Source organism: Dyella sp. 01N448 (assembly GCF_056399225.1).
Window position 1 is genome coordinate 33,961 of sequence record NZ_JBFTQX010000009.1, and the last position, 26,740, is coordinate 60,700.

Annotated in this window: 17 protein-coding genes; 7 read left to right on the plus strand and 10 right to left on the minus strand. The window is 56.3% G+C overall.

Features of this window, described 5'->3' with window-relative positions:
- Positions 1 to 142: 142 nt before the first annotated feature.
- The 3 genes from AC1DKY_RS15585 to AC1DKY_RS15595 form a co-directional block, all read right to left on the minus strand.
- Complete coding sequence (locus AC1DKY_RS15585) at positions 143 to 925, minus strand: HNH endonuclease (RefSeq protein WP_477180001.1); 783 nt, start codon at positions 923 to 925, stop codon at positions 143 to 145.
- A 469-nt stretch (positions 926 to 1,394) separates the two neighbouring features.
- Entirely contained in the window at positions 1,395 to 1,712 is a 318-nt protein-coding gene (locus tag AC1DKY_RS15590; protein ID WP_477180002.1) for a hypothetical protein, read from the minus strand.
- 84 nt (positions 1,713 to 1,796) lie between these two features.
- Positions 1,797 to 2,150, minus strand: a complete 354-nt coding sequence (locus AC1DKY_RS15595; RefSeq protein WP_477180003.1) for a hypothetical protein — start codon at positions 2,148 to 2,150, stop codon at positions 1,797 to 1,799.
- Positions 2,151 to 2,460: 310 nt separating this feature from the next.
- On the opposite strand from AC1DKY_RS15595, the gene AC1DKY_RS15600 reads away from it, so the two are divergent.
- The 7 genes from AC1DKY_RS15600 (at position 2,461) to AC1DKY_RS15630 (ending at position 11,207) form a co-directional block, all read left to right on the plus strand.
- Positions 2,461 to 2,787 carry a helix-turn-helix domain-containing protein gene (locus AC1DKY_RS15600; protein ID WP_477180004.1) on the plus strand — a complete coding sequence of 109 codons (327 nt, stop codon included), beginning with the start codon at positions 2,461 to 2,463 and terminating at the stop codon, positions 2,785 to 2,787.
- A gap of 93 nt (positions 2,788 to 2,880) precedes the next feature.
- The gene (locus tag AC1DKY_RS15605) at positions 2,881 to 4,452 is read left to right on the plus strand and encodes a recombinase family protein (RefSeq protein ID WP_477180005.1); all 1,572 of its coding nucleotides are present in this window, start codon (positions 2,881 to 2,883) and stop codon (positions 4,450 to 4,452) included.
- A gap of 15 nt (positions 4,453 to 4,467) precedes the next feature.
- Positions 4,468 to 5,352: a plasmid partitioning protein RepB C-terminal domain-containing protein gene (locus AC1DKY_RS15610; protein WP_477180006.1), complete on the plus strand. Its 885-nt coding sequence runs from the start codon at positions 4,468 to 4,470 to the stop codon at positions 5,350 to 5,352.
- The gene (locus AC1DKY_RS15615) at positions 5,349 to 6,260 is read left to right on the plus strand and encodes a plasmid partitioning protein RepB C-terminal domain-containing protein (protein ID WP_477180007.1); all 912 of its coding nucleotides are present in this window, start codon (positions 5,349 to 5,351) and stop codon (positions 6,258 to 6,260) included. Before AC1DKY_RS15610 ends, AC1DKY_RS15615 begins: the two co-directional genes overlap by 4 nt.
- A gap of 238 nt (positions 6,261 to 6,498) precedes the next feature.
- Complete coding sequence (locus AC1DKY_RS15620) at positions 6,499 to 8,244, plus strand: GmrSD restriction endonuclease domain-containing protein (protein ID WP_477180008.1); 1,746 nt, start codon at positions 6,499 to 6,501, stop codon at positions 8,242 to 8,244.
- A 231-nt stretch (positions 8,245 to 8,475) separates the two neighbouring features.
- Positions 8,476 to 9,963: a TnsD family Tn7-like transposition protein gene (locus AC1DKY_RS15625; protein WP_477180009.1), complete on the plus strand. Its 1,488-nt coding sequence runs from the start codon at positions 8,476 to 8,478 to the stop codon at positions 9,961 to 9,963.
- The gene (locus tag AC1DKY_RS15630) at positions 9,960 to 11,207 is read left to right on the plus strand and encodes a TniQ family protein (RefSeq protein ID WP_477180010.1); all 1,248 of its coding nucleotides are present in this window, start codon (positions 9,960 to 9,962) and stop codon (positions 11,205 to 11,207) included. Before AC1DKY_RS15625 ends, AC1DKY_RS15630 begins: the two co-directional genes overlap by 4 nt.
- An 8-nt stretch (positions 11,208 to 11,215) precedes the next feature.
- Here AC1DKY_RS15630 and AC1DKY_RS15635 read toward each other — a convergent pair whose 3' ends face one another.
- The 7 genes from AC1DKY_RS15635 to AC1DKY_RS15665 form a co-directional block, all read right to left on the minus strand.
- Positions 11,216 to 12,700 (minus strand): TniB family NTP-binding protein, encoded by a 1,485-nt coding sequence (locus AC1DKY_RS15635; protein ID WP_477180011.1) that lies wholly within the window; start codon positions 12,698 to 12,700, stop codon positions 11,216 to 11,218.
- Positions 12,697 to 14,919, minus strand: coding sequence for a hypothetical protein (locus AC1DKY_RS15640; protein ID WP_477180012.1), 2,223 nt, complete (start codon positions 14,917 to 14,919; stop codon positions 12,697 to 12,699). The genes AC1DKY_RS15635 and AC1DKY_RS15640 overlap by 4 nt, the downstream gene beginning before the upstream one ends.
- A complete protein-coding gene (locus tag AC1DKY_RS15645) occupies positions 14,916 to 15,824 on the minus strand; it encodes a hypothetical protein (protein ID WP_477180013.1) in 909 nt (302 codons plus the stop codon). The genes AC1DKY_RS15640 and AC1DKY_RS15645 overlap by 4 nt, the downstream gene beginning before the upstream one ends.
- Before the next feature lie 1,006 nt (positions 15,825 to 16,830).
- Positions 16,831 to 17,595 (minus strand): HNH endonuclease, encoded by a 765-nt coding sequence (locus AC1DKY_RS15650; RefSeq protein WP_477180014.1) that lies wholly within the window; start codon positions 17,593 to 17,595, stop codon positions 16,831 to 16,833.
- A gap of 11 nt (positions 17,596 to 17,606) precedes the next feature.
- A complete protein-coding gene (locus AC1DKY_RS15655) occupies positions 17,607 to 19,490 on the minus strand; it encodes a hypothetical protein (RefSeq protein WP_477180015.1) in 1,884 nt (627 codons plus the stop codon).
- A gap of 73 nt (positions 19,491 to 19,563) precedes the next feature.
- Positions 19,564 to 23,892 (minus strand): Eco57I restriction-modification methylase domain-containing protein, encoded by a 4,329-nt coding sequence (locus AC1DKY_RS15660; RefSeq protein ID WP_477180016.1) that lies wholly within the window; start codon positions 23,890 to 23,892, stop codon positions 19,564 to 19,566.
- Between the two features lie 79 nt (positions 23,893 to 23,971).
- Complete coding sequence (locus AC1DKY_RS15665; RefSeq protein WP_477180017.1) at positions 23,972 to 26,737, minus strand: helicase-related protein; 2,766 nt, start codon at positions 26,735 to 26,737, stop codon at positions 23,972 to 23,974.
- Positions 26,738 to 26,740 lie beyond the last annotated feature (3 nt).

Sequence of the window (26,740 nt, forward strand, 5' to 3'; positions counted from 1 at the left end):
CGGCTTTGGCACCCCGACACGCGGTGAATGCAACAGTGTGCGTTCCAGAGCAGTGCTCGCTGATCTTGCTCTGGATGCCCCTGACGTTGCTGGCAACGCCAACAGCTCCGCGTCATTGAATGTAGAACTGCACCCAATTACATCAGGGTTTTGACCGCGCCTCTTTGGTGAGGATTTCAGACCACTCGATGCCTTCGCGGTGTCGGATTAGGTACTTTACGATTCCAGGTGGCACACTGCGCAGCCGCATCCCCGAGCGGATACCTAAGGCAATGGCGTCCGCCGGGCGAACATCTGGGCCAACCAGTAAAACACCGTTGGCAGAGAAAGAAATCATCCTGCGATCGAAGAGCTTATCCAAGTTTGGACTTAGTAGGAGGCCGTTGTCTGGATCAAGCCGTTCGCTATTGGTCTCGCAGGCGCGCCAGGACACAATATGCGATGCGACTAACGCGGTCTCGGGTCCACAGCCAAGAACACTGCAGGTCTTCCAGCGATGCAGAAGTTTCTTCCTAAACCACCCCTGGCCCAGGCGGGCTAGCAATAGCCGCTCTTTCTCTGTATCTCTGACGGATCCGATAATTTCCTCTGCCGCCTGATCTGAGATGTAGTCAGTAAAGGCAGGCTGGTTGGATCGTTGCGGATCCTCAACAGCGAGTGGGTGAGGCGACGGTGTACCTGAATAGTGCTTGTGCACCAGCGAGCAGCCCGCGTGAGCTGGACGATGCTCGAAGTGAGCCTCATTTCGCCCATTTCGGCTGGCCTTCATAAGAATCACGGGACCATGGCATTCGTGGCATCGAACTAGCGCTGTTTCGCGGTGCGGATGAACGGCCGACACAGGCCAAATTTCCCATCGGTTGCCGGTCCACACCTCGCAACTCTTTTTGTCTTCGGGTCGACCATACACGTGATGACGTTCCATGCGTGCCCTCTCTCTTAGGGAAATCTATCGAAATCTAGGGATGGCGGAAACACGACAACGTAGGACGTGGCCATGTGGTCCAGCCGTGGAATATCCGCGGCACGTCCTGCGTCTTTACGGGTGGGCAGCGCCCGAATGTAATCGCAATCGGCCACGCACATCATCCAGAACGCCGCAGTGTTGGCTTCCAAGAGCTGACGAATCAGTGCGGCCGCTGACCGTACGATTCTGCCTGAATTAGGCGAAAAATCGCCGCGTGATGCTCCAGCGCTCGAGAGATGCCGCATCGCGATAACTGTGCACGGAGGGACGGCGGGGCCTTGGACGGGAGCAGTTCTATGACTCGCCCATATCGCGTGTGCGACTCGAGCCACGGTCAAGCACCACTTGGTGTCCGGTGCATCTATTGAAGCGTTCTTCTTCGTTGGATTGGGCAAAGACTACCCGCTGGGGATCGCCTTTGAGCTCGTTACGCCAGGTTGTAGTAGAGCTCTGCGTAATAGTCGCCTGTGCAAACCGGGATTTGTCCCAAGATCTCCTTGACGACTGGCGGAATCCAACGATTCAGCAGGGCGGACACTTCCTCGTTCGCGCTGGATATGGGACACGAAACGATACCTTGATGAAAGTACTCATCGAGCTTGGTTTTGAGGATCCTTTCTGTTCGATACGTGCTTCCCCCAATCGCAAGGCATAGCCGCACTCCCTCTCCAGTGGCGTAGTAGCTCATGTAGGAGATAAATAGGCCCCTTCCGAGAAAATTCTGATCGATGCGGTCATTGGACATGATCCAGTGCCTCCGGAGGACGTAGGGCGATCCGCCCTAGGGCGTACGCCGCAATCGCCCTGCTTGCGGCCAGTTCTCGTACATTTAGTAGAAGTCGCCAAGCCCCATGCGATATCGCTCGTAGGCGTCTGCATAGTCTTCCTTCGATAGCTTCTTGGCTGCAGGCCCGATAACTATCCTCGCCTGTACTCGGTACCAGGCTTCAAACTCGGGTGGATCCAATATGACGTTACAGCGCGCGGCTTCGTACTCGGGGCCACGTAGGCTGTCTCGCCGCTTTTTCAGTCCATGCAGTGACTGGACCGTTCGGTCAGCAACCCGCGCACGCGCGGCGGGCGCCCCTTTTGCCATGGCGTAGGCGCCTCCCCAGATGACCTGCTCCATTGGTGATAGCTTCACCCAAAGGTACGCGGGACTATGGCGCTTGGTCGTGACCATGGCTGACTCCTTGGAAGGCATGGATCTGTCGAGCTGCCAGCGAGTCAATCGTGAAACGATTGCTCCGAGATGCATAGCTAACCACCGTGCAATATCAGGTCCTAAGACAATCGCGGACTACGGAGTGATCTATCCAAACGGCGAACCGGTTTTCAGGGGTGGGAGGCAAGTTGGGCCGCGATCCTCGCAAGATCAAGCGGCCAATTTCCAGACTTGGCCACGACCACGGGCTGGCCTGCACAAGTGTTTGATGCTGGCCAAACTGAGTGCAACCATGTCGTTCTGAGGCACATCAGGGGTATTCAACTGCGTGAGCAACCGTATCCGAGTTTTGCGAGAAGCCCGAGGCTTAACCCTCGACTCGCTTGCATCTCAAGTAGGCACGACCAACCAGCAGCTCAGTTTGCTTGAGACAGGCAAGCGGCGCCTCACCGTAGATTGGCTGGTACGGCTCGCCCTCTCTTTGGATTGTCACCCTTGGGAGCTCGTGGACACCATCCTCCCCGGGCCTCCCCTGCCGGAGGAAATCCATCTCCTCGAGCGATTCAGGACATTGACGCAAGGCCAAAAGGAAGCACTTCTGCGGCTTGTCGACTCTATGGCCCCGTCAACACACAACGCACTTTCAAGCGCTTAACCTCCAAACAAAACACTGAATTCTATTGACAAAATTCAACATTTTGTCTAATGATTCGCTCTCTCAAAGCCTATGCACTCCAAAGGAGCGGCAATGGCTCAGCGATCAATTGCAAAGCCAGACAACGGGCCGGGCCTGCCTATCAGGGTGGCCCAGTACGTCCGCATGTCGACGGATCATCAACGGTACTCAACAGAGAACCAGGAAGAATCCATCGCGAAATACGCAGCCCAACATGGGATGCACATCGTTCGAACGTATGCCGACGAAGGAAAGAGCGGCCTCAGCCTAGAAGGTAGAGAGGCACTCAAGCGCCTTATTCAAGACGTTCAGTTCGGCACGACCGACTTTTCGGCTGTTCTCGTCTACGACATCAGCCGTTGGGGGCGATTTCAGGACGCTGACGAAAGCGCCTACTACGAATACCTGTGCAGACGCTCAGGAATAAAGGTCTTCTACTGCACCGAACCCTTCGAGAACGATGGCAGCCCCATGGCGACCATCATGAAGAGCGTCAAGCGGGCCATGGCGGGCGAGTACAGCAGAGAGCTCTCCAATAAGGTGTTCCAGGGGCAATGCCGGCTCATTGAACTTGGCTTTCGACAAGGTGGGGCGCCAGGTTACGGACTCCGCCGCATGCTCCTTGATGAGCATCGCTTAGCCAAAGGGCAGTTACGCCGTGGCGAAAAGAAGAGTCTCCAGACCGATCGCGTCATCCTTGTACCCGGCCCAGACGATGAAATCGCGGTCATACGTCAGATCTACAGATCCTTTCTTGAAGAAGGAAAGACCGAGCGGTTGATCGCAGAAGACCTCAATGCCGTGGGCTTAGAGAACGACTATGGAAAGCCCTGGACGCGGGGAGCCATCCATCAAGTACTAACCAACGAAAAGTACATTGGTAACAACGTCTACAACCGAACATCAGGCAAGCTCAAACAAAAGCGGGTGCAGAACGCTCCCGAAATGTGGGTACGCAGAACCGGCGCCTTCGACTCCGTCATTTCTCCAGAACTATTTGAACAGGCCCAAACGATCATTTCGGCCCGCTCAGAGCATCTGGATAGCAGCACCATGCTACGGATGCTCCGCGACCTCTATGAAAGGACCGGAGCGCTATCGGGGCTATTAATCGACGAGCAAGACGAAATGCCCTCAAGCCATGCCTATAGCGCGCGCTTTGGCGGCCTCATCCGCGCATATGCCCTAATTGGCTTTCGTCCTCAGCGAGATTACCGCTTCATCGAACTCAACAGATCACTTAGGAAGATGCTTCCAGAGATCATGACTCAGGTGACATCCGACCTTGAGCGCATTTGCCTCTCGGTAGACGCTAACCCGCACGAACGCAGCCTTATGCTGGTCAATGGCGAATTCACGCTTTCAATTGTCCTCGCGCGCTGCATCCAGCTGACAAGCGGAACATTCCGTTGGCATGTTCACTTTGATACTGGATTGGCGCCGGACATTACGATCGTAGTTAGGCTTTCTTCGGACCAACGGACGATCCTTGACTATTACCTCTTTCCTCGCATCGATCTACCGCTTCGTCCTCTTAAGCTCGCTGAGGATAACAATGCGTTTACGCTCGATGCTTACCGATTTGACTCATTGGATCCCTTGTTCGCCCTGGCAGATCGGGCACCACTTGCGTGGGCAGCCTGATCGGGAGAATCTGACATGCGAACTGTCGAGTTAGTCCCTATCTCGAAGATACATGTGCTCAATCCAAGAGCAAGAAATCAACGGCAATACAGAACCATTGTTGAGAACATCGAAAAGATCGGCCTTAAGCGGCCGATCACCGTGACTCGACGATCACAGGAAGGTTCCGAGGACGAGTTTGACCTTGTCTGCGGCCAAGGTCGCCTGGAGGCCTACCAACTCCTGGGCATGGACCGCATCCCAAGCATGGTCATTTCAGCCGACGAGGAAGACTGCATGGTCATGAGCCTTGTCGAAAACATTGCTCGGCGGCAGCACCAAGCTGTCGAATTGATGCGGGAGATCGAGGGTCTGCATCACCGTGGGTACGACGATGTGCAGGTCGCCGACAAACTTGGCGTCACCGCCTCTTGGGTGAACATGATCTTGGGCCTATTGGAGCATGGAGAAGAACGCCTTCTGGCAGCCGTCGAGAAAGGCATCATCCCGATAAGCCTCGCCGTAACGATTTCGAGGAGTGATGACACAGGCATACAAGAGGCCCTCGCCAGCGCCTACACCCATGGCATCGTCAAAGGGAAGAAGCTGGCGCTCCTAAGGCGCATTCTTGACCAACGTAGCCTTCGCGGTAAGAACGAACGACATACCTCTGGCATCAATCGAAAGGGAAGCAGGAAGCTAACTGCTGAGCATCTTCGACGCATCTTTGAGCGAGAGGTAGGGAAGCAACAGCTAATGGCCAAGACGGCCGACTTCACGCAGAAGCGCTTGTTCTTCGTAGTTCAAGCACTCAAGCATCTCCGCCAGGACCCAAGCTTCGTCGCCCTGCTACACCGGGAAGGCCTAGGCACCATACCTGGCCCATTAGAGCGGCGGATGGCCAAAGGAGACTTGGCATGAGCGACAAAATCCCTCCGGCCGCCTTTGAGAGCGAAACGCAAAACGTGCCGCTGTCTTGCATCATCCCCCTTAAACCGATGCGAGCAACCATTAAGCAGAGTCAGAAATACGCACAGATCGCCGCATCCATTCATGAGATTGGGATGGTCGAGCTACCTGTGGTCGTTTCAAATCTACAAAAGCCTGGCACGTACTTTCTGCTCGACGGCCTTCTTCGCATCGAGATCGCGCGCGAGCTTGGGTGGACAGAAGTTGAATGCCTTGTATCGACGGATGACGAGGCGTACACGTACAACAAACGCATCAGTCGCCTATCAGCCGTTCAAGAGCACAGGATGATCGTCCGAGCCATCGAGCGTGGCGTCGATGAGGAACGAATTGCCAAAGCTCTAAGACTTGATGTCAACACCGTCAGGCGACGCTTCCGAATGCTGGATGGTATTTGCGACGACGCGGTTGAATTATTGGCGGATGGGCCATGCCCTAGAAATGTCTTTGAGATCCTTAAGCGTATGAAACCCATGCGCCAGATCGAAGCCGTCGAGCTTATGATTGGCCAGAAAAACTACTCATCCAACTTCATCAAGACAATCCTCGCTGCCACCCCAGACGAGCAGCTCGCCGCCAACAAATCGCGGCCCCAGTTCCAGGACATTTCCCGAGAGCAGATCGCCAGGCTCGAACGCGAGCTTGCGGCGGCGCAGAAGAAGACCAAGTACGTTGAAGAGAGCTACGGCGAGGATGTCCTCGAGCTAACGATTGCAAAAGCCTACCTATCAAGATGTTTGAAGAAACCCGCCATCGTGAGCTGGCTGCAAGAACATCAGCCCGACTATCTCGCGGAGTTTCAAGAAGTAACGGAAATGACCAATTTGAACCCTGAAGGTACAACCATTTCAGCTCTTTGAAGAGAGCATTTGGCGATCGGTAAAAGTCGGCCGGGTAGATCAAACCAATCGATAGCATGCTTTATGACCCTAAGGTCCCCTTAGCGCTCGGCTTCGGGGCGAACAAGGTGCAGGCCAACCAATTCATTCAACTGAGAAATCGCTCCTGGCCCGGCCTGGCCGGCACTCGCCAACCACTGAAGTTGGCTGATATAACGAAACAGGATAGGCACACCGGACGGCCGCCTCAGGGGAACACATGCAACAGCAGAACATTCCAATCGCCACGCTGGTTGATATGTACAAGCGTGGCGAACTCCGTTTGCCGGAGATTCAACGACATTACGTCTGGCGCGCTACCCGCGTGCGAGATCTTCTTGATTCTCTGTATCGTGGGTATCCCAGCGGATCCATTCTCATGTGGGAAACCGACGAACCGATTCCCACCAGAGACTTTGCGATCGCCCAAGACAGCAATGCCTTTGCTGGTCGCAAGCTCCTTCTTGACGGACAGCAACGGCTGACATCCTTAACAGCGGTGGTCAACGGCGATCCCGTTCAGGTCCGAGGACGAAGGCGACCCATCGATATTCTATTCAACCTGGAACACCCCGATGGTCCGCCTAGCGAGGTTATCGAGGTTGAAAGCGACGAAGTCTCCACCATGACACCCGACGACGAGGAAACCGAGGACGGAGATGATGCCGACTCCGAAGAGGGCTTCCAAGAAAAGCTCACTCGTCGAACCTTTGTCGTCGCAAGCCGAAGCCTCCTCTCGCAACCTCACTGGGTGTCGGTAAGCGAAGTATTTCGCAACAACAATGACGCGGAATTGCTTGAACGCGCCGGCATTGAATCATTCAAGGACCCCCGCTTCCAGAAGTACTCGGATCGCCTGAAGAAACTTAGAGCAATCAAGGACTACTCCTACGTCGTACACGTGCTCGAACGGGGCATGAGTTACGAAGAGGTGACTGAAATCTTTGTTCGCGTGAATTCCTTGGGCGCCAAGCTCCGCTCTTCGGACCTCGCGCTCGCGCAGATGACCTCCCGTTGGCCGAACCTCCTCAAACAGCTCGAGCTTTTCCAAGAGGAGTGCGAGCAAAGCTGGTTCACGATCGACCTTGGCCAACTGGTTCGATCCATTGTTGTCTTTGCTACGCATCAGTGCCTCTTTCGAAGCGTCGCATCGACGCCGATAGAGAAGCTGAAGGCGGGCTGGGAGGAAGCCAAGGAGGGGCTGCGCTTTGCAATCAACTTCCTTCGAAGCAACGCGGGCATTGAAGATGAGTCTCTGCTCTCGTCCCCGATGTTCATTCATGCATTGGCGGCCGTCAGTCGCGTTAAAGACAACAAGTTGTCAGATGTAGAGCAGCGCGCGCTCCTTCATTGGCTCCTCGTTGCGAATGCGCGTGGTCGTTATTCTCGCGGCTCAACCGAAACGCTGCTTAACGAAGATCTAGCGATCATCTTCCGAGGTGGAGGAGTTCCCGCTCTCATCGAACCAGTACGTCGCCAGTTTGGCCGCCTCCACGTTGAGGCCGGTGATTTGGCCGGCCGTGGTGTTAATAGCCCCCTCTTCTCGCTGGCTTACTTGGCGCTCAAAGCCGCTGGCGCCAAGGACTGGTACAGCGGGCTTGGGGTATCGCTAACGCATCAGGGTAAGTTGCACTTTATCCAGTGGCACCACGTCATCCCCAAATCGCTGCTTAAGTCACGCGGTTACGAAACGGGTGAGATTAACGAGATTGCCAACATGGCATTTATCACTGGCCAGACAAACAGGCGCATCAGTAATCGCGAAGCGACTGGTTACCTCGCTGAGATTGTCGCAAGCCAAGGCAAACAGGCGCTGGAGAGCCAATGTGTCCCCACTGACCCAGCTCTATGGTCCACCGACTGTTACCGGGAATTCCTGCAGGAACGCCGTGCTGCTCTAGCCAATCGGATGAATCGATTTATCGAAGCACATGCGGGTATCCCGCAGCCCGAAGGTCTCCACTGACAAAGTGCAGGGGCTCTTCTTGCTCACCGAAAGGCAGCGCAATTTAAAACAGCCAAGAACAGATGCCTTTCGGTGATCAATGCTCAACCTGGCCGGAATACGCAGTCGAGCTGCAAATAAAGGCCTTGGTCACGCACATCCCTACGTTTTCCGGAATAAATAATCCAACTCCACAAGTGACGGAACCGGTGATCTAATCAAACAATGACCTAGATAGGCGCTGGTCGTTGCGTGCTTTTCAACCTGCCATGCTTGCTACCAAACCAGACTCTATATAGCTGGTGTGGGTTGGTGCACGCGTGGAATGGATTGAGCCCAGTCGAAACGAGTCTTAGGCTATTCGGTTCGAAACATGCCGCCCTCATTCACGACTTTCCTTCGCATCTCGCGGGGTTACAGAGGAGCACACGTGGCTGCCTAGGCTTGACGCGTACGCTGGCGCTGGAACACACCCTTCTAGGCTATTTTCTTCCGTTGGCGGGCGCCGAGCTCGTGTCGACCATACTTAGCAGGACCTTTCACGACGCCATGCCAGAGCTAAAGATGGTCCTGGGGATCACGGCGAGCCGCATTGGAGGACGCCATCCACTCAAAGGATGCATCACGTGCTTCAAGGAGGACGAAGAGTCGTGCGGCGTCGCTTACTGGCATCTGGACCATCAGTATCCGTCAGTTGCCGTTTGCCGAAGGCACCGCTGCCCTCTCTCCCTCGTATGGGACACAGTTACGCCTGTCCATCGACGGGGGTGGCTGCTTCCAGCAGGGGGACTGAAGAAACAGTGGATTGAGTACCCGAATCTCGAGCCAGTTCAGATCGACCGCCTTCTCAGATTGGCGGAGTTTTCTGAACACTTCTCTCGACGCTCCCCCGGATCCTTAGACTGCACAGTGCTCGCCCGTACATATCAGACAGCTCTCCGGGCCCATGGCCTTGCGACAGCGAGGGGAAGCCTTAGGTTGGCTGCATTGGTGAAGGCGACCCGATCGCACTACAAAGGCATAGAGACAGTCCCAGGCTTTGAGGCACTCCAAGCTGTCACTCAGGATTGGCCTGGTCTGGCTGCAGTGCTTGCCCGTCGAAAGCCACGGCCGGGGCACCCACTAAAGCATCTACTGCTGATAACGATGCTATTTGACACGTGGCAGGACTTCGAAGTGGCCTACGACGCTTCACGTTTGCAGGGGCCTTGCAACATCGGCCCCGAGCCGCGGGTAATAAATCATGTGTCGGAGGACTTCTGCGATCTCGTGACGGAAGGCCACTCAATACGATCTGCGAGTCGAATGGTCGGTATCAGCGTAACGACGGGTGTGATATGGGCCAACCGGAGAGGTCTACCGTATACACCGCGCACCAAATCCTTCTCGGCTTCTATGAAGACGTCAGCAAGAAAGTTATTGCGCCATGGCGCGGACGTTGCTGTCGCCGCCATGGAAGTTGGCATCTCCAGAATATCGATCAGCCGACTTCTCTCGTCTGATTACGAGCTGAAGGAGGCGTGGAAGTTAAGCCGGTTCCTCAGGACAAGAAAACAAGCGCGAACGCGCTTCATCCGCCTTCTTCAGCAGAATGCAATGGCGCAAACGAAGCAAATACAGGGGCTCTCTGGAAGTCCCTACATATGGTTGTACCGAAATGATCGCGAGTGGCTCCGAGAGAATATTCCCAGCCTCTGGAGGAATTTCAAGCTGCGCAAGAATCGAGGTACAACGACATGAGGACACTTGGCTTCATGCCACTGCTAAGGTCGGGCGACGAAGTTACGACGGCAGTCGCGTTGCATCGCGAAATGTTCACTTCATTTGAGAGCTCGTCTAAGGAGCTTTATGGGAAAATAAAATCATCCCCTGATGTGCTCGGTTCACGCATTGGCGATCTGTCAAACAGGTTATTCGGTAGCTTCGGTTCCCCACGAAAAGTGCTTGAACAGCACACATTGTTCGGGGCCTACTCCAGCGTGATGGCACCATCGGCGGCCGACACACTAGCGCGCCACCTCATCTCGGGAGAAGCCAATCGACATCGTTGGGCGTTTAGAGGTCACCGTAAAAGGAAAATTCCGTTGCTCTCGTCCAGCATCTTCCGAATTTGTCCTCACTGCATGGACGAGGACATAGCGTCACAGGGATTTGCCGCATGGCACGTTCTTCATCAGCTGCCGTCGATCGGTCACTGCGCTAACCATGGGGCGGCATTGCACGACGACCTCTCCACCCAGGGCAGGCATGGGGCGCGTAAGTGGCCTTCCGGTCTACCTACAATGAAATGTCTGGGAAAGCCCACAGACATGGCTTCTCGTCTCTTCATGTCCGATGGATATGCCGCTCACCTCAAGCTATGGGAAGAGGCGTTCGAAGGTAATCTGATCGGCATCAAGCCGGATGTCTGGACGCTTGTGATGGACGCAGTTGTTATTCATTACGGCACAGTGGACCAGGCGTGCACGCAGATTGTCCACGCGATTGAATCGAGTTGGCACGTTCCCATCGAAGAGCTTGCTCTGCGACTTCATCTTCCCGATGGGGCGTCCTTTGTACGGGGAGAATTGGAACAGAAAATCCACGCGAGCTACGTTGCCTCGCGACTTGTGATTTGTGGGGCCCTCGATGTTTTAAAGCTTAGTCCGTCGAGGAAAGATACGTCGCCATGGCATTTCCCCATACCTCTTTCGTCACCGCGACCCTATGGGTCCTGGATTTCAACAGCGACCCAGGAAACACTGCGTCGATGCGTATTCGACCAGAATTTCCCGCCCGCCCTGTGCCGATCGCTTGCTGAAGACATGGATATCTATTCGGTGGCCAATGCATCGGGGATCGATCGCATCATCCTCAGGTCTTTCGTAAGGACGCTGCATGACGATCTCCTCTATACCATGTCAAAGGAGCAATCCTGGGATAGGTCATCCTGGCTGACCAAAGAACTCGATCGGCGAGAACTCGCATGGTCATCCCAAGCCTGACGGAGGTGTTATCGCATCTTGGGAGTCCCCCGTTCCGCTAAGGGGCGCAGGATTTCTTGCACGTTTTCGGTCCCAGCAAACGATTCCAATCGCGCTTCATGAGCCCGTAGATCTTCCGTGCCCAGTTCCTGCCGGAGCATCCGAGCCCTTTCCATCTTCTCAAGCCTCGCTTGTTGCTTACCGAATTCTGCACGAATCGCCTCCACGGAGGACTGCACGTTGGGAGCGGCGAACGTCTTTGGTTGATCGCCAGCCCCGATACCGGTACCACTGCTCTCGCTATCCGCCTCGGCCTTGGCAGCCTTGGCCGGTATATCCAAGAACTTGCTGCCAATGACGCCCGATACCTGTGAGGCCATCGCTGATAGTTGCCTAACCCTCGGCGACTGGGCCGCCGCCGCAATATCCTCAATAGACATCCGCGCAACGGTTCCCCCACGACGCAGGGCTATCCGCTGCGCCTCAAGCCATACGGGAACAAACAGACCAGGCACGCCCGAGGTTAACGGAAAGCTCCTTTCAAGCACCTCCGCCACAGCCGGAACTTCTTCACATAGTGAGAAGCCACACATACCAGGTACAAAGTCCTTCGCCCACCAAAGATCGGCAGCAGACGCGGGCACGAGTTGATGGTAGCCGGCAGTCGAAAATCGCCGCATGGTCTGAGCGTCCGATTCAAGGCTGATAAACGCCAATGGGTTACCAAGGAGAAGGACAGGAATTCCCAAGTTCATGAGGCCGAGATAGAACAGAACGAAACTACGGCACCAAAAACTCTCTCCGAAGTTGTCTCTTTGGTTTTCATCAATGGCCAGTAAGCCTACTCGATGATTGGAGAGAAGCTTTGTCACGAAGAGAAGAGCGGCATCGAGGTTCCGCAGTTTTCGAAAGGTGTCGTTGTAGTCGGTGCCAAGGAGCGTATCCAGCGCAGCCACAATACGTGCCAAAACGCCGCCTCGCGTGCCATTTGACGGGGCATCAATTACAAGGTAGAGAACCTGCGTCAGCGATGACCAGCCACATGCCTCGCTTCTTCCATGCACGACAACTTGCTCTGGCGCTACGACCGAAAGCGCTCGCTCAAGTAAATCGGATTTGCCCATCCCGGTGATGGCCGAAATGATGCCGCCTCCGTATCGTACGCGTAGGGATTGCAGGTTGAGACGACGGATGTCTTGTGTGAGAGCCAGCGCGTTGATGCGCCGTTGCTCAGCGACAGACATCGGGTTCCGAGCCATCAGGCTTCCGCGTAGCATCGACTGGATGCTGTCGGCGGCGTCGATGATCATACGATGCGGCCAATAGTGATCATCACTGAGTTCCAGGAGCGGCGTACGCAGCTCGGGCGGCACGGATCGCCAGTTGCACTTTTTGAGCGGTTCGGACAACAGAGCGCTCGGCCAATTATTGAAGGTAATGAACGGCGCCACAGCTTCCAGCAGTGGGTTGTCTCCTCCAAGAACATCGAGATGGCTGCGGTCTGCCTCGGTCATATGACTGCCTCCTCAAGAAACTTCTCCATTGCCAGATCGGCAGCGGACATTGGCGCGGATGTTGGTTCTGAAGAGGCCGCAGGCGCGGGGAGTCGCTTGTTGTCCGTTGTCCGAATACGCTCAATTTCTTCTTCGCGGTTCTTGCGAAGCTCAGAAATTTGCTCCTTCTTGCTCAATTTCTTTGGCTGCGACTTCTGTTCCGCCAATTTTTCCTTTCGTGCTTGGCGCTCAACGGCGTCACGTCGAAGTGTCGTGTTCAGCTGCCTCTGGTCAACCTGGCCCCTTGCAAGGTCCGCTCTAATATCCTCCTCAGTCACATGCTGAACGAAATCCACCAGTGAAATTTCGTTCTGTGCATGGATGTCTGCGACGACGTTCGGGATTCGCAGCAAGCCTTCAGCCGTAGGAAGCCAAACTTGGCTCAGGTCCTTGCCGTCGAACCTCACGCTGATCTTGACAGATGTTTGTTTCGCCGCCGCACGTTTCCACCGGTGGTCCTGCTCAAGATTGCTGATGTAGAAGCGATTACCCGGCAGATACCTGATGCCGTCCTCCATCAGAAGGTGAATGCCGTCACGTCGCATGACGGCTGCTGTCTCCGGCAGCGCATAGGTGCGCAAATGATTGACGTCGCACGGCAGACTCGCGCATGCGTTATGGTCGCGGAGCCATTTGAATATGTTGAGCCTAGTGGGGCGTACTTCCGCGATCAACATGTCGGTCGGTGCGAGATCGTGAACTTCCTGGTTGTTGTATTCGAGAACCCATGACAGGAACTCCCGCATGTATTCCGGATAGTTCCATAGCGCCTCTAGTGCCGGTGCTTTTTCACCGCGTTGCCGCTGTTTTCCGCGAGTCGTTCCCGACAGCTTGTGGTCAAGCTCTTTGTGGTCCGTGTGATGCTGGGTTTCAACCTGGCTCTTGCTTTGCCCGCTGTAAGACTTGGCAAACTCGATACCGAATCGGAAGTTCTTCTCGGCCTCGACCATTGCGGCAGATTTCATTTCCCCCTGGTCAGCCAAGTACAGCCGGTGCAACATGCTCGGAAAGTCATCTTCATCGATCGCGATGCCGAATTTTGCATATAGTTCGACCTTACTGTCTGCAGAACACAGAATCGCCTGCATGCACGTCTCGTAACTCGGTGCCTCCCAGCCGACGTAGAATCCAACAAGAAGCGTCGACCGCACATCCTTGACGATGGTGCGATGCATGGGAGGTAATACTTTGCACCGCGAGTATACGGATGTGAGATAGACGTCCGTGCTTGTCGAGTCAATCATGGCCATCTGGCCGACGGCATGAACCTGGTCCTGAGCGCTTCCGGCAACGGCCAATGTCGATGTGTTCCAACCGTCTACCCCAAGCATCCTCCGTTGCAGAGGACTACCGTGGATCTTTCCTCCCCAATACTCAAATTGCACCTGAGTCGGGCGCAAGTGGGACTCCCACAGCACGCATTCGATCTCGCCTTGATCGTTTTGGCGCGTGTCTGACCAAAACGCAGCGCAGGTTCGCAGATACGCATCGCGTACAGTGACACGGGGCTTAACAAGGCTGTATCCAAGCGCGAGCCGCTCTGGATCTCCTTCCTTGAGGATATAGCCCTCGCTCTCGAAAGCACCACGAATATAGGCTCTGGATTTGCGACCAAGGCGCTGTCCCGTTTGCACTTTCCGCTGTCCGGGACCACCGCACTTGCTCCAATTGGGTATCAGGCTATTTATACATTCACCACCCGCCCAGTACCGATGTAGCCAGCTATAAATGGTCGGCACACTTCGCTTATGAGCGATCGCTTGGGATTTAACTTCCTCCCGCAACATTGGCGCGATGGGCGCCAGGCTTTGAGCAGCATGCCCCCCCACAAGCGCTTCCACGACCTTCCAGCGCCGATCCCTTTCTGCCATGCGCTTTTGACGCAACTTCTTTTCTCGATCTGTGGGAGCTTCATTCACATAGTCAGCGTCTGACAGCTGCCATAACCCGGGAAGCGGAACGGTTGCCGATACCAATGCGCCAACCGCGACGTCATTCTTAATGTCTTCAAGGCTGAAGCGCTCAGGACCTGAGGCGTACCTGGATTTGTGGCCGGGTATAGTTATGAGCCATATCGAATCACTTTCTTCATCGATCGCCAGGACGCGGTGAGGCCTTTCAAGCGTCTCGCATCCGTCGTCGATCGCTGGTCGAATGATGTGCCCAATGGCCGGCCTCATGGCTGATCTCCGAACCAATGGTTCTGGAAATCCTTTTTGATCTGTACCCCGCCATGGCAAAGCGGCCGCGTGGTGTGAATTGGGAGAGAGAGGTTGGCATCCAGGTGCTGATACCAGAGAGCAATCTTTAAGGCTCGATGTTCTTCTTCAACAGACCAGCCGACTCGATGGCTCGCCCGGCCCGAGGCTCCGTACACGGGTTCAACATAGGCATACTTACGCATCGTCGCCAGGTAGTCTTTGTAGGCCTCGGAGTTAACCAATAGCCTCAGCTTGTCTATCGGCTCGATAGGCGCGAGCCAATGGAGCTGGACAACGAGCGTTTTCGACAATTGCTCCGGATGCACCAGGTGGTGCTGGATATTTGCCGCCAAACAGTAGCGACGATCTAGCTCGAGTCGCTCCCGCAGACGCTCGCCGGGGCCTGCCTTCAAGTAGAGGCTAAGTGGCTTGCAACTAAACCCCACAAGCTGACTTGAACACAGTTTTTCCGGGATGGTGGCCAAGAGATCAAGCGTGAGGACTGCTGGGATGCCCATGCCGGGGTAGCACCCCAGTCGGATGCCCGCGTCTGCAGCCACAACGGCCATGCCCGGGTGATAATCGGGTTCGCCGGTGTGCTCGCTGATAGCGCGCACGGGCTGCGGATGTGGCCAGGGCCAGAGCGGATACTGCTCTCGAACATCTTCGGCACCAAGCCACCAGAGCAAAAGAGCGAATTCACGCTCGCCCCGCGATAGATAGTGGGCCAGCCGGGTGAGGTGTGGAACGGGGATCAGGTTGAGGTTGGAAAAGGGGGAGGATCTTTTCCGCGTGATCTCCTCCCATGGTCGATAGTCGTCTCCCACGCCCATGCCTCGCCCTGACGCGATCATGGCCATGAACTTCTTGGGGGTCATTTTCATTGCGAATGGCCCGTTGAGGGCAGACACTCGCCACTGATGGCTCTGGCTACTAGGGCCAACGCCGAGTCAATGCACTTCTCTGGCATGCAAGCCTCCCCACCGCCAAAAATGGCGGTGTTACATATCGGGATGGCCGGAGGCTTGACGGGATAGGCGGCAGGGGTACAGACTCCTGCTCAAGCGAACCAGGCTTGAGCCATCAAGTCGCGCCGGAAAAACCACCCCGCCACAGGGTGGTTTTTCTTTTTCCGGATGTTGTTTAGACCACTGAACTTAGACCTCGCCCTCCTTTGCTGGGTGAAACTAATCTGGAACACCAAACATTTAGTTCGATTCCCGATCGCCAACGGATATCGAAGTGACCATAGTGGCCAGAGGGCGTCGGTTCCGTTTGGTATTCGGGAAGGGCGATGACACGTTGCTGCACCCCAGGCAGCAAAGGTGCGTGGCCCGAGGAGGTTGTCATCCTACTCATGAGGATGAATTCCCGCGCTAGTCGTCACGACTGTGGCCCGATCGATCCAGGCAGCAACAACAGCCGTCGAGGCGAACCAGCCGCGACGGCCCTCTATGGTAAACATTGGAATAGGTAACGTCTGGCGGATGCGTGCACGCCGAAGAGCCTCAGTGCTTTCAAAACCTAGAATCTTTGCAGCAACTGATGCGCGCAAGATGGCCCCGTGCTCTCGCATAAGCCATCGGGCGGTTGGAGATTTGTCCACGTCCCGCTCGGTCATGCCCAGTCCGTCCCGGCTGTACGTCAGGGCCAAACCTACTCGCCTCACAAAAACACGTCAAGTACTTGATTTCGTTGCGTTTACTAGTATGAAAAAGGGGTGATCAATCCAAGCAAACACAGGGGCTTGCGGAGTAAGCATAGATTTCGCTTGAGCCCGGTTTGAATTTCTATTCCGTTTCGTACAAGACCTGTGCCCTTTTGGGTTACTCGCGCTAATGGATCGTTGCCTCCCTAGCGGAGCCAGGAGCCACCATTATCTCTTGTCGATTATGGCGCTCCCCAAAAGCGCTCAGCCCTATGCCATGCCATGCGGACCAAATGCACATCTGTCAGCGCGACCGGTGATTGCCAACGGAGCTCTTCTCGCGCGGCCAGACTAAGGTGGGGCGAGAATAACGGGTTGCCGTTATCGTCAAAGGTGACAAGGCCACGATCAAAAGCGGCGTCCCACAACGCAGACAGCAGAAGGCCATTATGGACATCTAGCCGCTCAGCATCACTGGCGCAGACGCTCCATGGCACGATATGAGAAGCGCGCAGTAGCGCGGGATCGGTGATACCAGTCAGCGGACACGAGCCCCGCCAATAGTCCACCAAACTCGCTCGAAAAATGTCCTGGCCGATGCGCTGGATAACGAGTCGCTCGGCTTCAGTAGTCTCGGGCAGCATGCTGACCTTTGCCAAGAACGCTTGAAGCGGTGCATCCGGCAGGCTCGCAGCCAGCTGATAGACACGAGGCATGGCAGCATAGAGCGCTCGCAGATCGTCGAATACATATCGCGCGCAGCCAGGGCCGGGGATGTCGACGCGAGAAAGATTCAATTCTTCGACAACACCGGCATGGTCGAGGGCGAGGGCCCAGGGGCCCTGCGGCCCGAAAGCGGCGAGATGGATCACGCCTTGTGCAGTAGTAGAACCATAACGGGACCACCCGCTATCTTCGCCAAGAGCGCGACGAAACCCGTTCTGCCAAGCAACCTTCTGACATTCTTGCGAGACGATGAAAGTTTGAGGAGATTCCAACGCAATCATTTCGGCCCTCATCAAAGGTCCATCCCAAACAGGCGTTCTGTCGCAGGAGTTGAGCTCATTCGCAGCCTGACGTAGAGGTCATTCTGTAACTCGAGCGGTGGTGCACTCGTGGTTGTGACGATGTATTGGAAGCAAGGCGTTACTACCTTCAGTTCCCATTGTTGTAGCAGGATGAAGAGGCGAGCGTATAGCTGCCCATCCAAGTCCGCTTCACGCGGGCTATCATGAATTAGGAAAGCAGGCAGATCTGCCTTTTCCTCAATCGCCATTTGCAGCGCTGCCAAGTCAAAAGCAACGACCTTGAGTGAGTCCAAGGCAGCAGTCGAAACTTCGCCTCTTCCAGAAAATTGGGCGTCAACCTTTAGGCCATTTCCATCTAGCTTGATTGCGCCTTCTACGCCCTCGGGAAGCCAATCGGCCATAACTCCCTGGTATTTCTCCTCCAGCATTTTGATGGCCGCCCTGGCCCGCGAGCGCCCTTGATCCAACTGCGCGCGAACCGTCTCTAGTTCATCAGTTCCGTGACGCAATGGCTTCACGACCGCCTCGCTGTCACGCAGCTCCCGTACTTCGTCAAGCGTGCGACGTGCCCGATAGATTCGATCCTGGACTTCAATCGAACCTGTTTGCGCGAGCCGATTGGCTGCGTCTGCTTCCTGAACCTCTTTCTCAAGTGCCCGTAACTTTGGTTCGATCTGATTTATCAGGGCTGCGATCCTATTCGCCTCCTGTTCGGCATTGGACGCCTCTTCATCCAGGTCTCTCGCTCTCTTCTGCTTTCCCTCAATCTCGGCCTTGAGTGCTGCGAGATCGCACTGCTCGAGAGAAATGCCGCAGCCCCTCGCCTTGACGTCATCTATCCGGACTTTGCAGATCGGGCAGATCCTAACCTTCCCTTGTGTGATATCTATTTGCCCGAGATTTGCTTCCGCGCGAAAGCGTTCGGCCTCACCTCGCTTGAATCGCACTTCGTTCTCAGATTGCTGCTGCCTGACCTCTAAATCGCCGCGACTCTTAGCGAGTATATGCAAGCGGGTGAAGAGCGAACCGATGTCGGGTGGAGCTGGCAAGTTGACACGAATCGCTTCGGTCAACGCCCTCTCTGCCAGCGATACCAATCCTATTCGACCAATGGCGTCCTCGAAACCCACGTCATCTTCAACACCTAAGGCTGCTCGTATTGAGCTCAAGCTCTCGGCATGCGACTGCTCACGATAGGCTTGGCGGCGACGTTCGTTCTCCGCTGCAGCCACAAGCTCTCGCTCACGGGCAGCAGCCCCTTGCTCCTCCGCATCAAGGGCGCGCAGTGCAAGGCGAACCATTGTTAGTTTGGCTGTCTCGCCCAGAGCCTGCGCACGTGATCGGGTATAAGTGCGCGGCGATCGCCACGACAAAATGTCCGCAAGACGGCATTCCTGATCGCGGGTCAACCAGGCCCGCAGAACATCCCAGACCTGCTCGGGAGCCACCTCGGGAGGAGTGATCCCCGCAAAGCCTGAAAAGAAAGCGCCAATCAGGATGGGATCAAGGGACGAACGATCATCTTCACGGCGGACCGAGGTCAAAGCCTCTTCGATGGAGCCCATCTGAACAACAAACTGACTGCTGCGAAGCCCCAACGGACGAACAGCCACCCAACAGATACCGTCGATTAGAACTTCAGCAGCCACCAAGCCCTGCGGAAGCTGCGACGAAATACGTCGGTGCTGTTCCTCTGTCGCGAATTCCGGCTCACCAAGGCAGGCACGTAGTAACCGGCAAAACGTCGTCTTGCCACTGCCATGGGCTAGCGAGCTATTGCCACTGGAGGCCATGTCAGGCGTCCAGATGATGTTGAGGCCAGGCCTAAGAATCACATCCCGGATGAAAGTGTCGGGATTCTTCAAGATGGCCAAGCGGCGCACCCAAAGGCGCGGGCCCGTGCGACCCGCCGGGGCCTCCGGAGGTCGAATCGGCGCGGCAAACATATCAGGCTGCCGTACCACCACCGAACCTCTTCCAGATCACATTATCTTCCGGTGCAATGGCAGCAGTCAGGCTCTCTGTGGCGAGGTTTCGAATCACGCGCATAGCAAATGTTACGCGCTGGGCATCGGCAGATTCGACCCTTAATCCTGCCGGCTCGAAATCCCGCCCCCGTGCCCATCCACCGTCAGCACGCTCCTCTAGTTGACCAGAACTCAAAAGCGTCTGGAACATTGAGCGCCAGACTTCATTGATCTGTGGGCGCAAGCGGGTTACCCCAGTCACAGGCTGCGCCTCGGGGCCAACGAGTCTGGTCCAGTGCGCCCGTTCGGAGCTTGACAGCCATGGGGTTAGTAGCGCCGGCTCCGCGAGGCACGCAATAAGAAACCGCACGCGCTTGCCATCCTCAGCTGGATCTACAAGCCATAGAGTGTACTGAGCAACATAGCGGAGACGACTCGATGGCGGAATGTCCGCTGGCCACGACCATGCCCCGTCCTGCAGAACATCAAGTGGCGGAAGTTCGACGGGTACCGCCAAATCACCGGCCGGTGTCTTGGCAAGTAGCATCGTTTGTTGCGCCTCCTTGGCCTCCGTCTTTTCCCAGGCTTCCATGATCAATCGCTGAGTACGGAATTCGCCAAATTCTCGTAGTTCACGGTTGCGCAAGGCCTTGAAGGTTTCGATCCCGCAATCCGCGCCAAGTATGTTCGCTGGATCCAAGATGTAGAGCATTTCGTCCTTAGTTAGTCCAAACACCTCACGCGCGACGAGAGTATCGACTTCGGCGGCTAGTGCCGCTCGGCGATCCGGGTCTTCGACAACATCGTCAACGGACCTCAAGATGTTGGCCTCCACGCCCATCTTACGGAAGGCATCCATCTCAGGCCCCACAGCGCAGAGCGCGCAGACACGCTGAGCAATTTCGTCAGCGGCTTTGGTTTGTTCAAAGTCTCGCGGAAAAGGCAGGCTGTCCATAATCGTGTAGGACATGGTCAGCGAAACCTTTTTACGAACCAAGAAATCCATGGCAAAAGAATTGGCTATTCCAAGCCATAACAGAAGATCCTTGGCGCCTCCCTTTGCAAACTCAATGGTTGGAACTTTGTGGCCGCTGACGACTTCCTTCGGGATAAGCGCCGCAACTAGACTGCGCGAATTTGTTGGACTCGCCACGTCTCCGAATCCAATCCTGTATCGACAGACTCGATCAGCAAGCTTGTCGGGAATCGACTCCTGCCGAACTCGCCATTGCGGCCGTATGCGTTTGCGCGGCGATCCAAAGGGCATGTCTTCCCAGACAGCGGATCTGCCACGACCAGAGACGTATCCCTTGGTTCGATAGTCGAAGGCATCGATCATGCGCCCTTCGTAAACAGGTAGACCAATGTCTCCATCCGTGAACAAACCGCGGTCGGTTCCCATATCCACTTCACGCATGTAATGACGATAAGGTGCTCCTTCGACCTGGGCGCCGAACTTGGGATAGCGCGCGTACATCTTTGCGCATACATCAATCTCCGACTGATCTGCAAACTCCATCACTGCCAGCGCATCCGGCGAAAACTCTTCAACGATTGAAACCGGAATCGTTAGTGTGCGACCCACAATAACGTTTTGCAGTCCTTCTGTTGAATTAACTCGAAAGGACGCCAAGAATCGATCGGTCTGGCCGCCTTTCCATGCCACGTACAGACAAAACTTCATTCGTGTATCAATCGCGGGGAACCAGATGCCCTTGGAGTTTTCGAATCCGGCAAGACTCTTTAGGCAAAATGTCTCGAACAACTCCCTTCTAATCGCAGTCGCATTTGCTCCGTTATATAGCCCCTCGGGAACAAACTGTGCCGCCACACGCCCTTCGCGAGTCGCAGCCAGCGCAGTCTCGACGAACATTCGGTAGACGTTGAAATCGCCCTTCCCAAGATTGCCAGGCGCAAACAACCTGTAACGGCCGCTGGACTTGATGAAATGGACCGATGCATAGAGATCCGCACAGTGCTTGTTCCAACGTGCGGAGATAGCAGGATTCGAAAGCAAGCGATTGACGACTGATTTCTGATCTACCGGGGATAGATGCCGCACGGTTGGGTCGTAGACCGAGAAGAACTCCTTGTAGTCCGGACTCATGGCGTCCCAAGGAGGATTGCCAAGAACCAAGTCAAACCCACCACGTTGCATGACATCCGGAAACTCAAGCGGCCAGTGGAAGGCCCGCGCCTGGCGTGCTATTCCGACCGCCGTGCGCATCTGATAGGGCGCGTCATATTCTGCGAACGCGGCCCAGAGCTCATCGGTCGTTGGTACGATCCGCGCGACCGGCCCTTCAGGCACTCCTCCTGTTTTCGGTAACAGGAACGCTGCAACATAAAGGTCCGCCGCGGTCTGCAACTGGTTGAATGTAGACGAAGCACGCAATGTCTCCAATCGTGTGCGCTTGTCGTTGATTTCCTCCACAGTGCTTTCGGGTAGCGCACGTAGGCCGGCAAAGTCCGCGGCCAGCGGCCTCATGGCCGGCATGCGCGTACGGCGATTATCGAAATCGAAGCCGCCCTGCCCGGCCTTCGCATCCTGGTTAACCCTAAGGTAGTACTTAGCAGTTTCTTTATCGTCGGCTGTAAGCGGCTTGTACGCGGCATCGGGAATGCCGTCCTGCAGCACCCTGAGGTCAAACACGCCAACCAGCGCATCGCCGCAGCGAACCTGTGCATCGAAAAAGCCCAGCGGCAGGCCGGGATCCACGGTTTCGATCCAGAGTGCGACCTTGGTCAGCTCCACTGCCATAGGATTGCGATCTACGCCATAGATGCAGCAGCGCGCAACATCACGCAGCGCATGGCGAAAGTCTGCCAGTGATGGCGTACCCTCAGCACGGATGCGAGCCAAACGCGTGGCGATGCGGCGTGCAGCCCCCAGAAGGAAGTGGCCGGAGCCACAGGCCGGGTCAACCACGCTGAGTTCGAGCAAAGCCTTGGCTGGGTCGTCTGCTTCAGACTCCGTTCGGTCGAGAACGGGATCAAGCGCGGCATCAAGCAGGGCCTGTACCAGGCTATCTGGCGTGTAGTAGGAGCCAGAGGTTTTGCGCTGATTGCCCTTCATTTCGGCCGCTTCGGAGGCGAAGGCGAGGGAGCGACCATCAGCACCAATTTGTGGCTGCAGTTCCAGCAAGGACTCGTAGACGGAACCGAGCTCCTCCGTTTCCATCGCACGCCAGTTAACTGGCACCATTCCCGTCCTATCGCTCAACCAGGCTAAGCCATAAAGCGCCTTCATTAAGGCAGCATTTCGGATGCGTGCGCTACTCAGGTTCGGTAGCTGTTCTTCTCCGAACAAGCCGGCAAGTGCAGGCAACGCCAATACCTGTTGTCCGTGAGCGAGGCCACGAAAGACGATCTTTATACCTTCGTAGCGATCATGATGCCGGTCCCAGGTCGCGCGACGCACGCACTGGGTGCGCAGCATGGCCATGCTGTAGCCGTCAGCATATAGCTTGCGTGCTTCGGGCTCAGCATCCGGCGAGTGCAACAGATTCCGGTCCTCGGCCACCATCAGGAAGATGAGGCGATAAACAAGGCGTAACAACTCGTTGAACCAGTCCGTCAAAGCCAGCTCACCGGTGCTTAGACGGGTTGCCAATTCGGGGTTAGCTTGCAGGAAGCCGGTACCGAGCACCAGAAGAGCGGCTTGGACTTGACCGGCAAGGCGATCGCGCGCGGCCTCGCCCTCACGGCTGCCTGCCTCGCGCCAGCGCTCGAGCGCACAATCGGCCGCCGGGGCCCCCAACATTCCGAAGCGGCTGCGGTGGATCATCAGCCAGAGCGCAGCGAAGGACGCTGCGTCTTCATTTTCGAAGATCTGGTTAAGGTCGGCTTCGATGTATGACGGCCGCGTAAGTGAAGCGTTGTCCCGCATCAAGCGCAATTGCGAGCCGTTAGTCACTAAGCCCCAGAGGGCCTCGTCGCGTTCGTTCAGAGTGTCCTGGAGTGCAAAAGCCGGGGAGCGCGAGCGCTCGACAGACAAGGTCCTACTGCGTCGGTCAAGTGCTTCGTCGGGTGGGACCACCACCACCGGCACTCGCCCGCCGGCGAGGAAAGTCACGATATCGCCCCCGGCTTCGAGATCGGCGAAGCCAAAGGTTTCGCGCAGGAAGTCACGGACGAAACGGCGGGTGACATCGGCGGATGGGTTCTCCCGCTTGGCGAAAGAGTCGAAATGCGATTGGCCTACACGAAACGCAGTGGAAATTTCGTCGCGGAGGCTCAGGCCTCTGCGAACACCATAGGACTCAGGCGTCTGCTCCGACCCTTCCTGGCGATCAATGGCGGCAACCATTGCGGGGGCTATCAGTGTGCCCTCCAGGCTCAGGGACGGCCAAGCAGACATATCAGTCATAGGCATGCGTGCCATCTGTTCAAACCTCGCTCGGCACGAGCACGAACAACCCGACGACATCCGGCGGGAGCACGGCCTCCACGCTCACGCGGGAAATGGAACCTGCTGCCACACGTAAGCGCGCATGATCCTGCATGAGCTCATTCGCACGGCTGCGCACAAAGTCCGCCAATGGACCTTCCAGCAATCTGGGCAAAACCTCCTTTGCCTTGGTGATAAACCTGTCGCGGGCGGCCGCGGCAAGATCCATGGCCGCTGGCGCATTCAGGAGACTGCGTACAGCCTCACCAGCAGCGATCACCTGATTCTCCTGGAGCGCCACCAGGGCGGCCTCCTCAGCGAGCAACATGCGCTCCTTGCGGGCGTGGACTGTCAATTTGAATCGAATGCGAAGCAGTGCGATATGTGTGACCTGTTCCACAACTGCCGCAGGCCAGGCACCAACGCGACCGATGCCTAGTGTGGGAAGCGCCTCCGGATCTAGCGACGCTTCGACCAGCGCCTCCGCAAGAGTGGCTGTCATGGGATGCATGCGGGTAAGCAAAGCGGAGCCCGAAGGCGCAGGTTCAATGGTTGCCAAACGAATTGACCCGACTAGGCCGCGCTCAGCAAGGCGATCCTTCAGTCCGGCTTCGAGAGCCTGAATGTGCGCAACAAGCACCGACTTGCGAGGCTCAAGTGGAACGCCGAAGCGGGACATGGTTCGCTCGACGAAGATCCGTGCCTCATCAGGTGAACCCAGAAGTGATCGGACCTTGCTCCACTCCTGCGCGACTTCCTGGGGCCTCATCGCGTTCTGTGCGAAACGGGCGCGTGACTTCTTCTCGTTCTCAGAAACATCGCGCCAGCGCGCCTCCACGGCACGTGCGCCTTCATCCAAATTGAGATCAAGCGCCATCTGCCGTGTTTCCCCGCGGCGCAGCATCATCGACGCCATAAGCGCATCAGTCATAGGACCGCGCTCATCGGGTAGGGGCACTGTCACGCCAGTCGCCTTCCGAATCTCCTCTGCTTTGCGCAGGATGACTTCGAGCACTGCACCGTCGATGGCACTGTCCGGCGAATACATCATGATTGAGCGGACGACTTCGGCTGGCTGTCCGAACCGGTCCACCCGACCCTCGCGCTGCTGGAGTCGGGTCGGATTCCAACAGAGATCGTAATGAACGACCGTATCGAAGATCTGCTGCAAATTGATGCCTTCTGACAAGCAGTCAGTCGCGACGAGAATGCGCTGGGTGCAGGCTTCGTCATCTACAGACACCATGTCGGCAACACGGTCACGTCGCTCATCCGGTGTCAATACGCCGGTGACGGCTTCAACCTTAAGTTTGGGGAAAACTTTGCAGAGACAATCGCGCACGTACTCTGCTGTCGCAATGAATCGACAGAACACCACAGGATTGGCGCCTTGACGGATTAGCGGTTTGATGCCGTCGATCAGCGCGGCGAGCTTGGGGTCTGGCGTGTGGACAAGCTCTTCAGCCATACCCAGGAGTCCCAAGAGAGCCGGGTCGGTACCGAAGATGGCGTTTGGCTCGATGTCGACAGCATCTTCGTCATCACCGTTCTCGTCATAGATTTGAGGCTCAAGGCGATCGGCCTGGTTCGCCGCGCGATTGCGTAGCGCGCTCAAAGCGGCCGCAGGAGACGACCCCACACACCTCATCAGGGCCAAGGTGCCCCAAAATGCGAGGCGGCGGTCGCGTTGACCCTCACCCGCTCTTGAGACGACGCTCAGGCAATAATCGAGTACCGCCTCCTGAAAAGCTAAGTGAACGCTAGAAAGCCGGTAAGGAGACTCGCTGGCTTCGTGTTTCGGGAAGGTCCGATCCTCGTGCCATTCACCGGAAACGAGGTCGATTCGGCGCCGTTGCACGAAGTGCTGCGCCAAACGTTCGCGATAACGGGTGTCGTCGAAGTTCATTCCTTGGAATGATGGGCCGATGAGTGAAAGCAACCTCGCAAAGGCCTCTTCGTCGCCTGAATGCGGGGTTGCCGTCAGCAGAAGCATGCGGCGCTGAGGGTCCTTTGCTAGCCCTGAGAGAAGTCCGAAGCGTTGCTGCCTGCCTTTATGAGTCCCCACGCAAGCATGAGCCTCGTCCACGATGACAAAGTCTGGACACGCACGCGCAAACGTCTCGCGACGCTTCTCAGCCTTGATGTAGTCCAGGCTCACAACAGTGAAGGGATAGGCATCGAATAGCGTCTGAGCGAGTGGAATGCCTCGCTCCAGGCGAGCCGCGCTACTGGAAGTGACGGCGACCGCCTCGATCCCAAAACGGATCTTCAGCTCGATCATCCACTGCTCCACAAGATGGGGGGGGCACAAGACAGTGAAGGCGTCTACTTCACCTCGATCCATGAGCTCCCGCAGGATCAGCCCAGCTTCGATCGTCTTGCCTATGCCAACGTCATCGGCGATCAGCAATCGCGGCACCTGCAGACGCAATGCCATCAATAAAGGAACCAGCTGATAGATTCTGGGTTCGAAGGCCAGATGTGCGGCAGACCGGAAGGGCCCGGCACCGCGTCGCAACGTCAAGCGCAAAGCATCGGCGAGAAGTGCTGCCTTTGTCTGTACGGTATGGTGAGCGTCGGCCGGAAGATCAAAACGTGCCGGTTCGACCGGCACGAGCTCGACAGATGGATCAAGCAGGACCGAGTCGCCTTCACTCCCCGACAGTGGACGCAACGCCAGGACGCCGCTGCGCGGCGCTGGCAACGCTACCCACTCCCGCCCGCGCGCGCGAACGAGATCTCCTGGGGCAAAGCTCATAGCCATTCC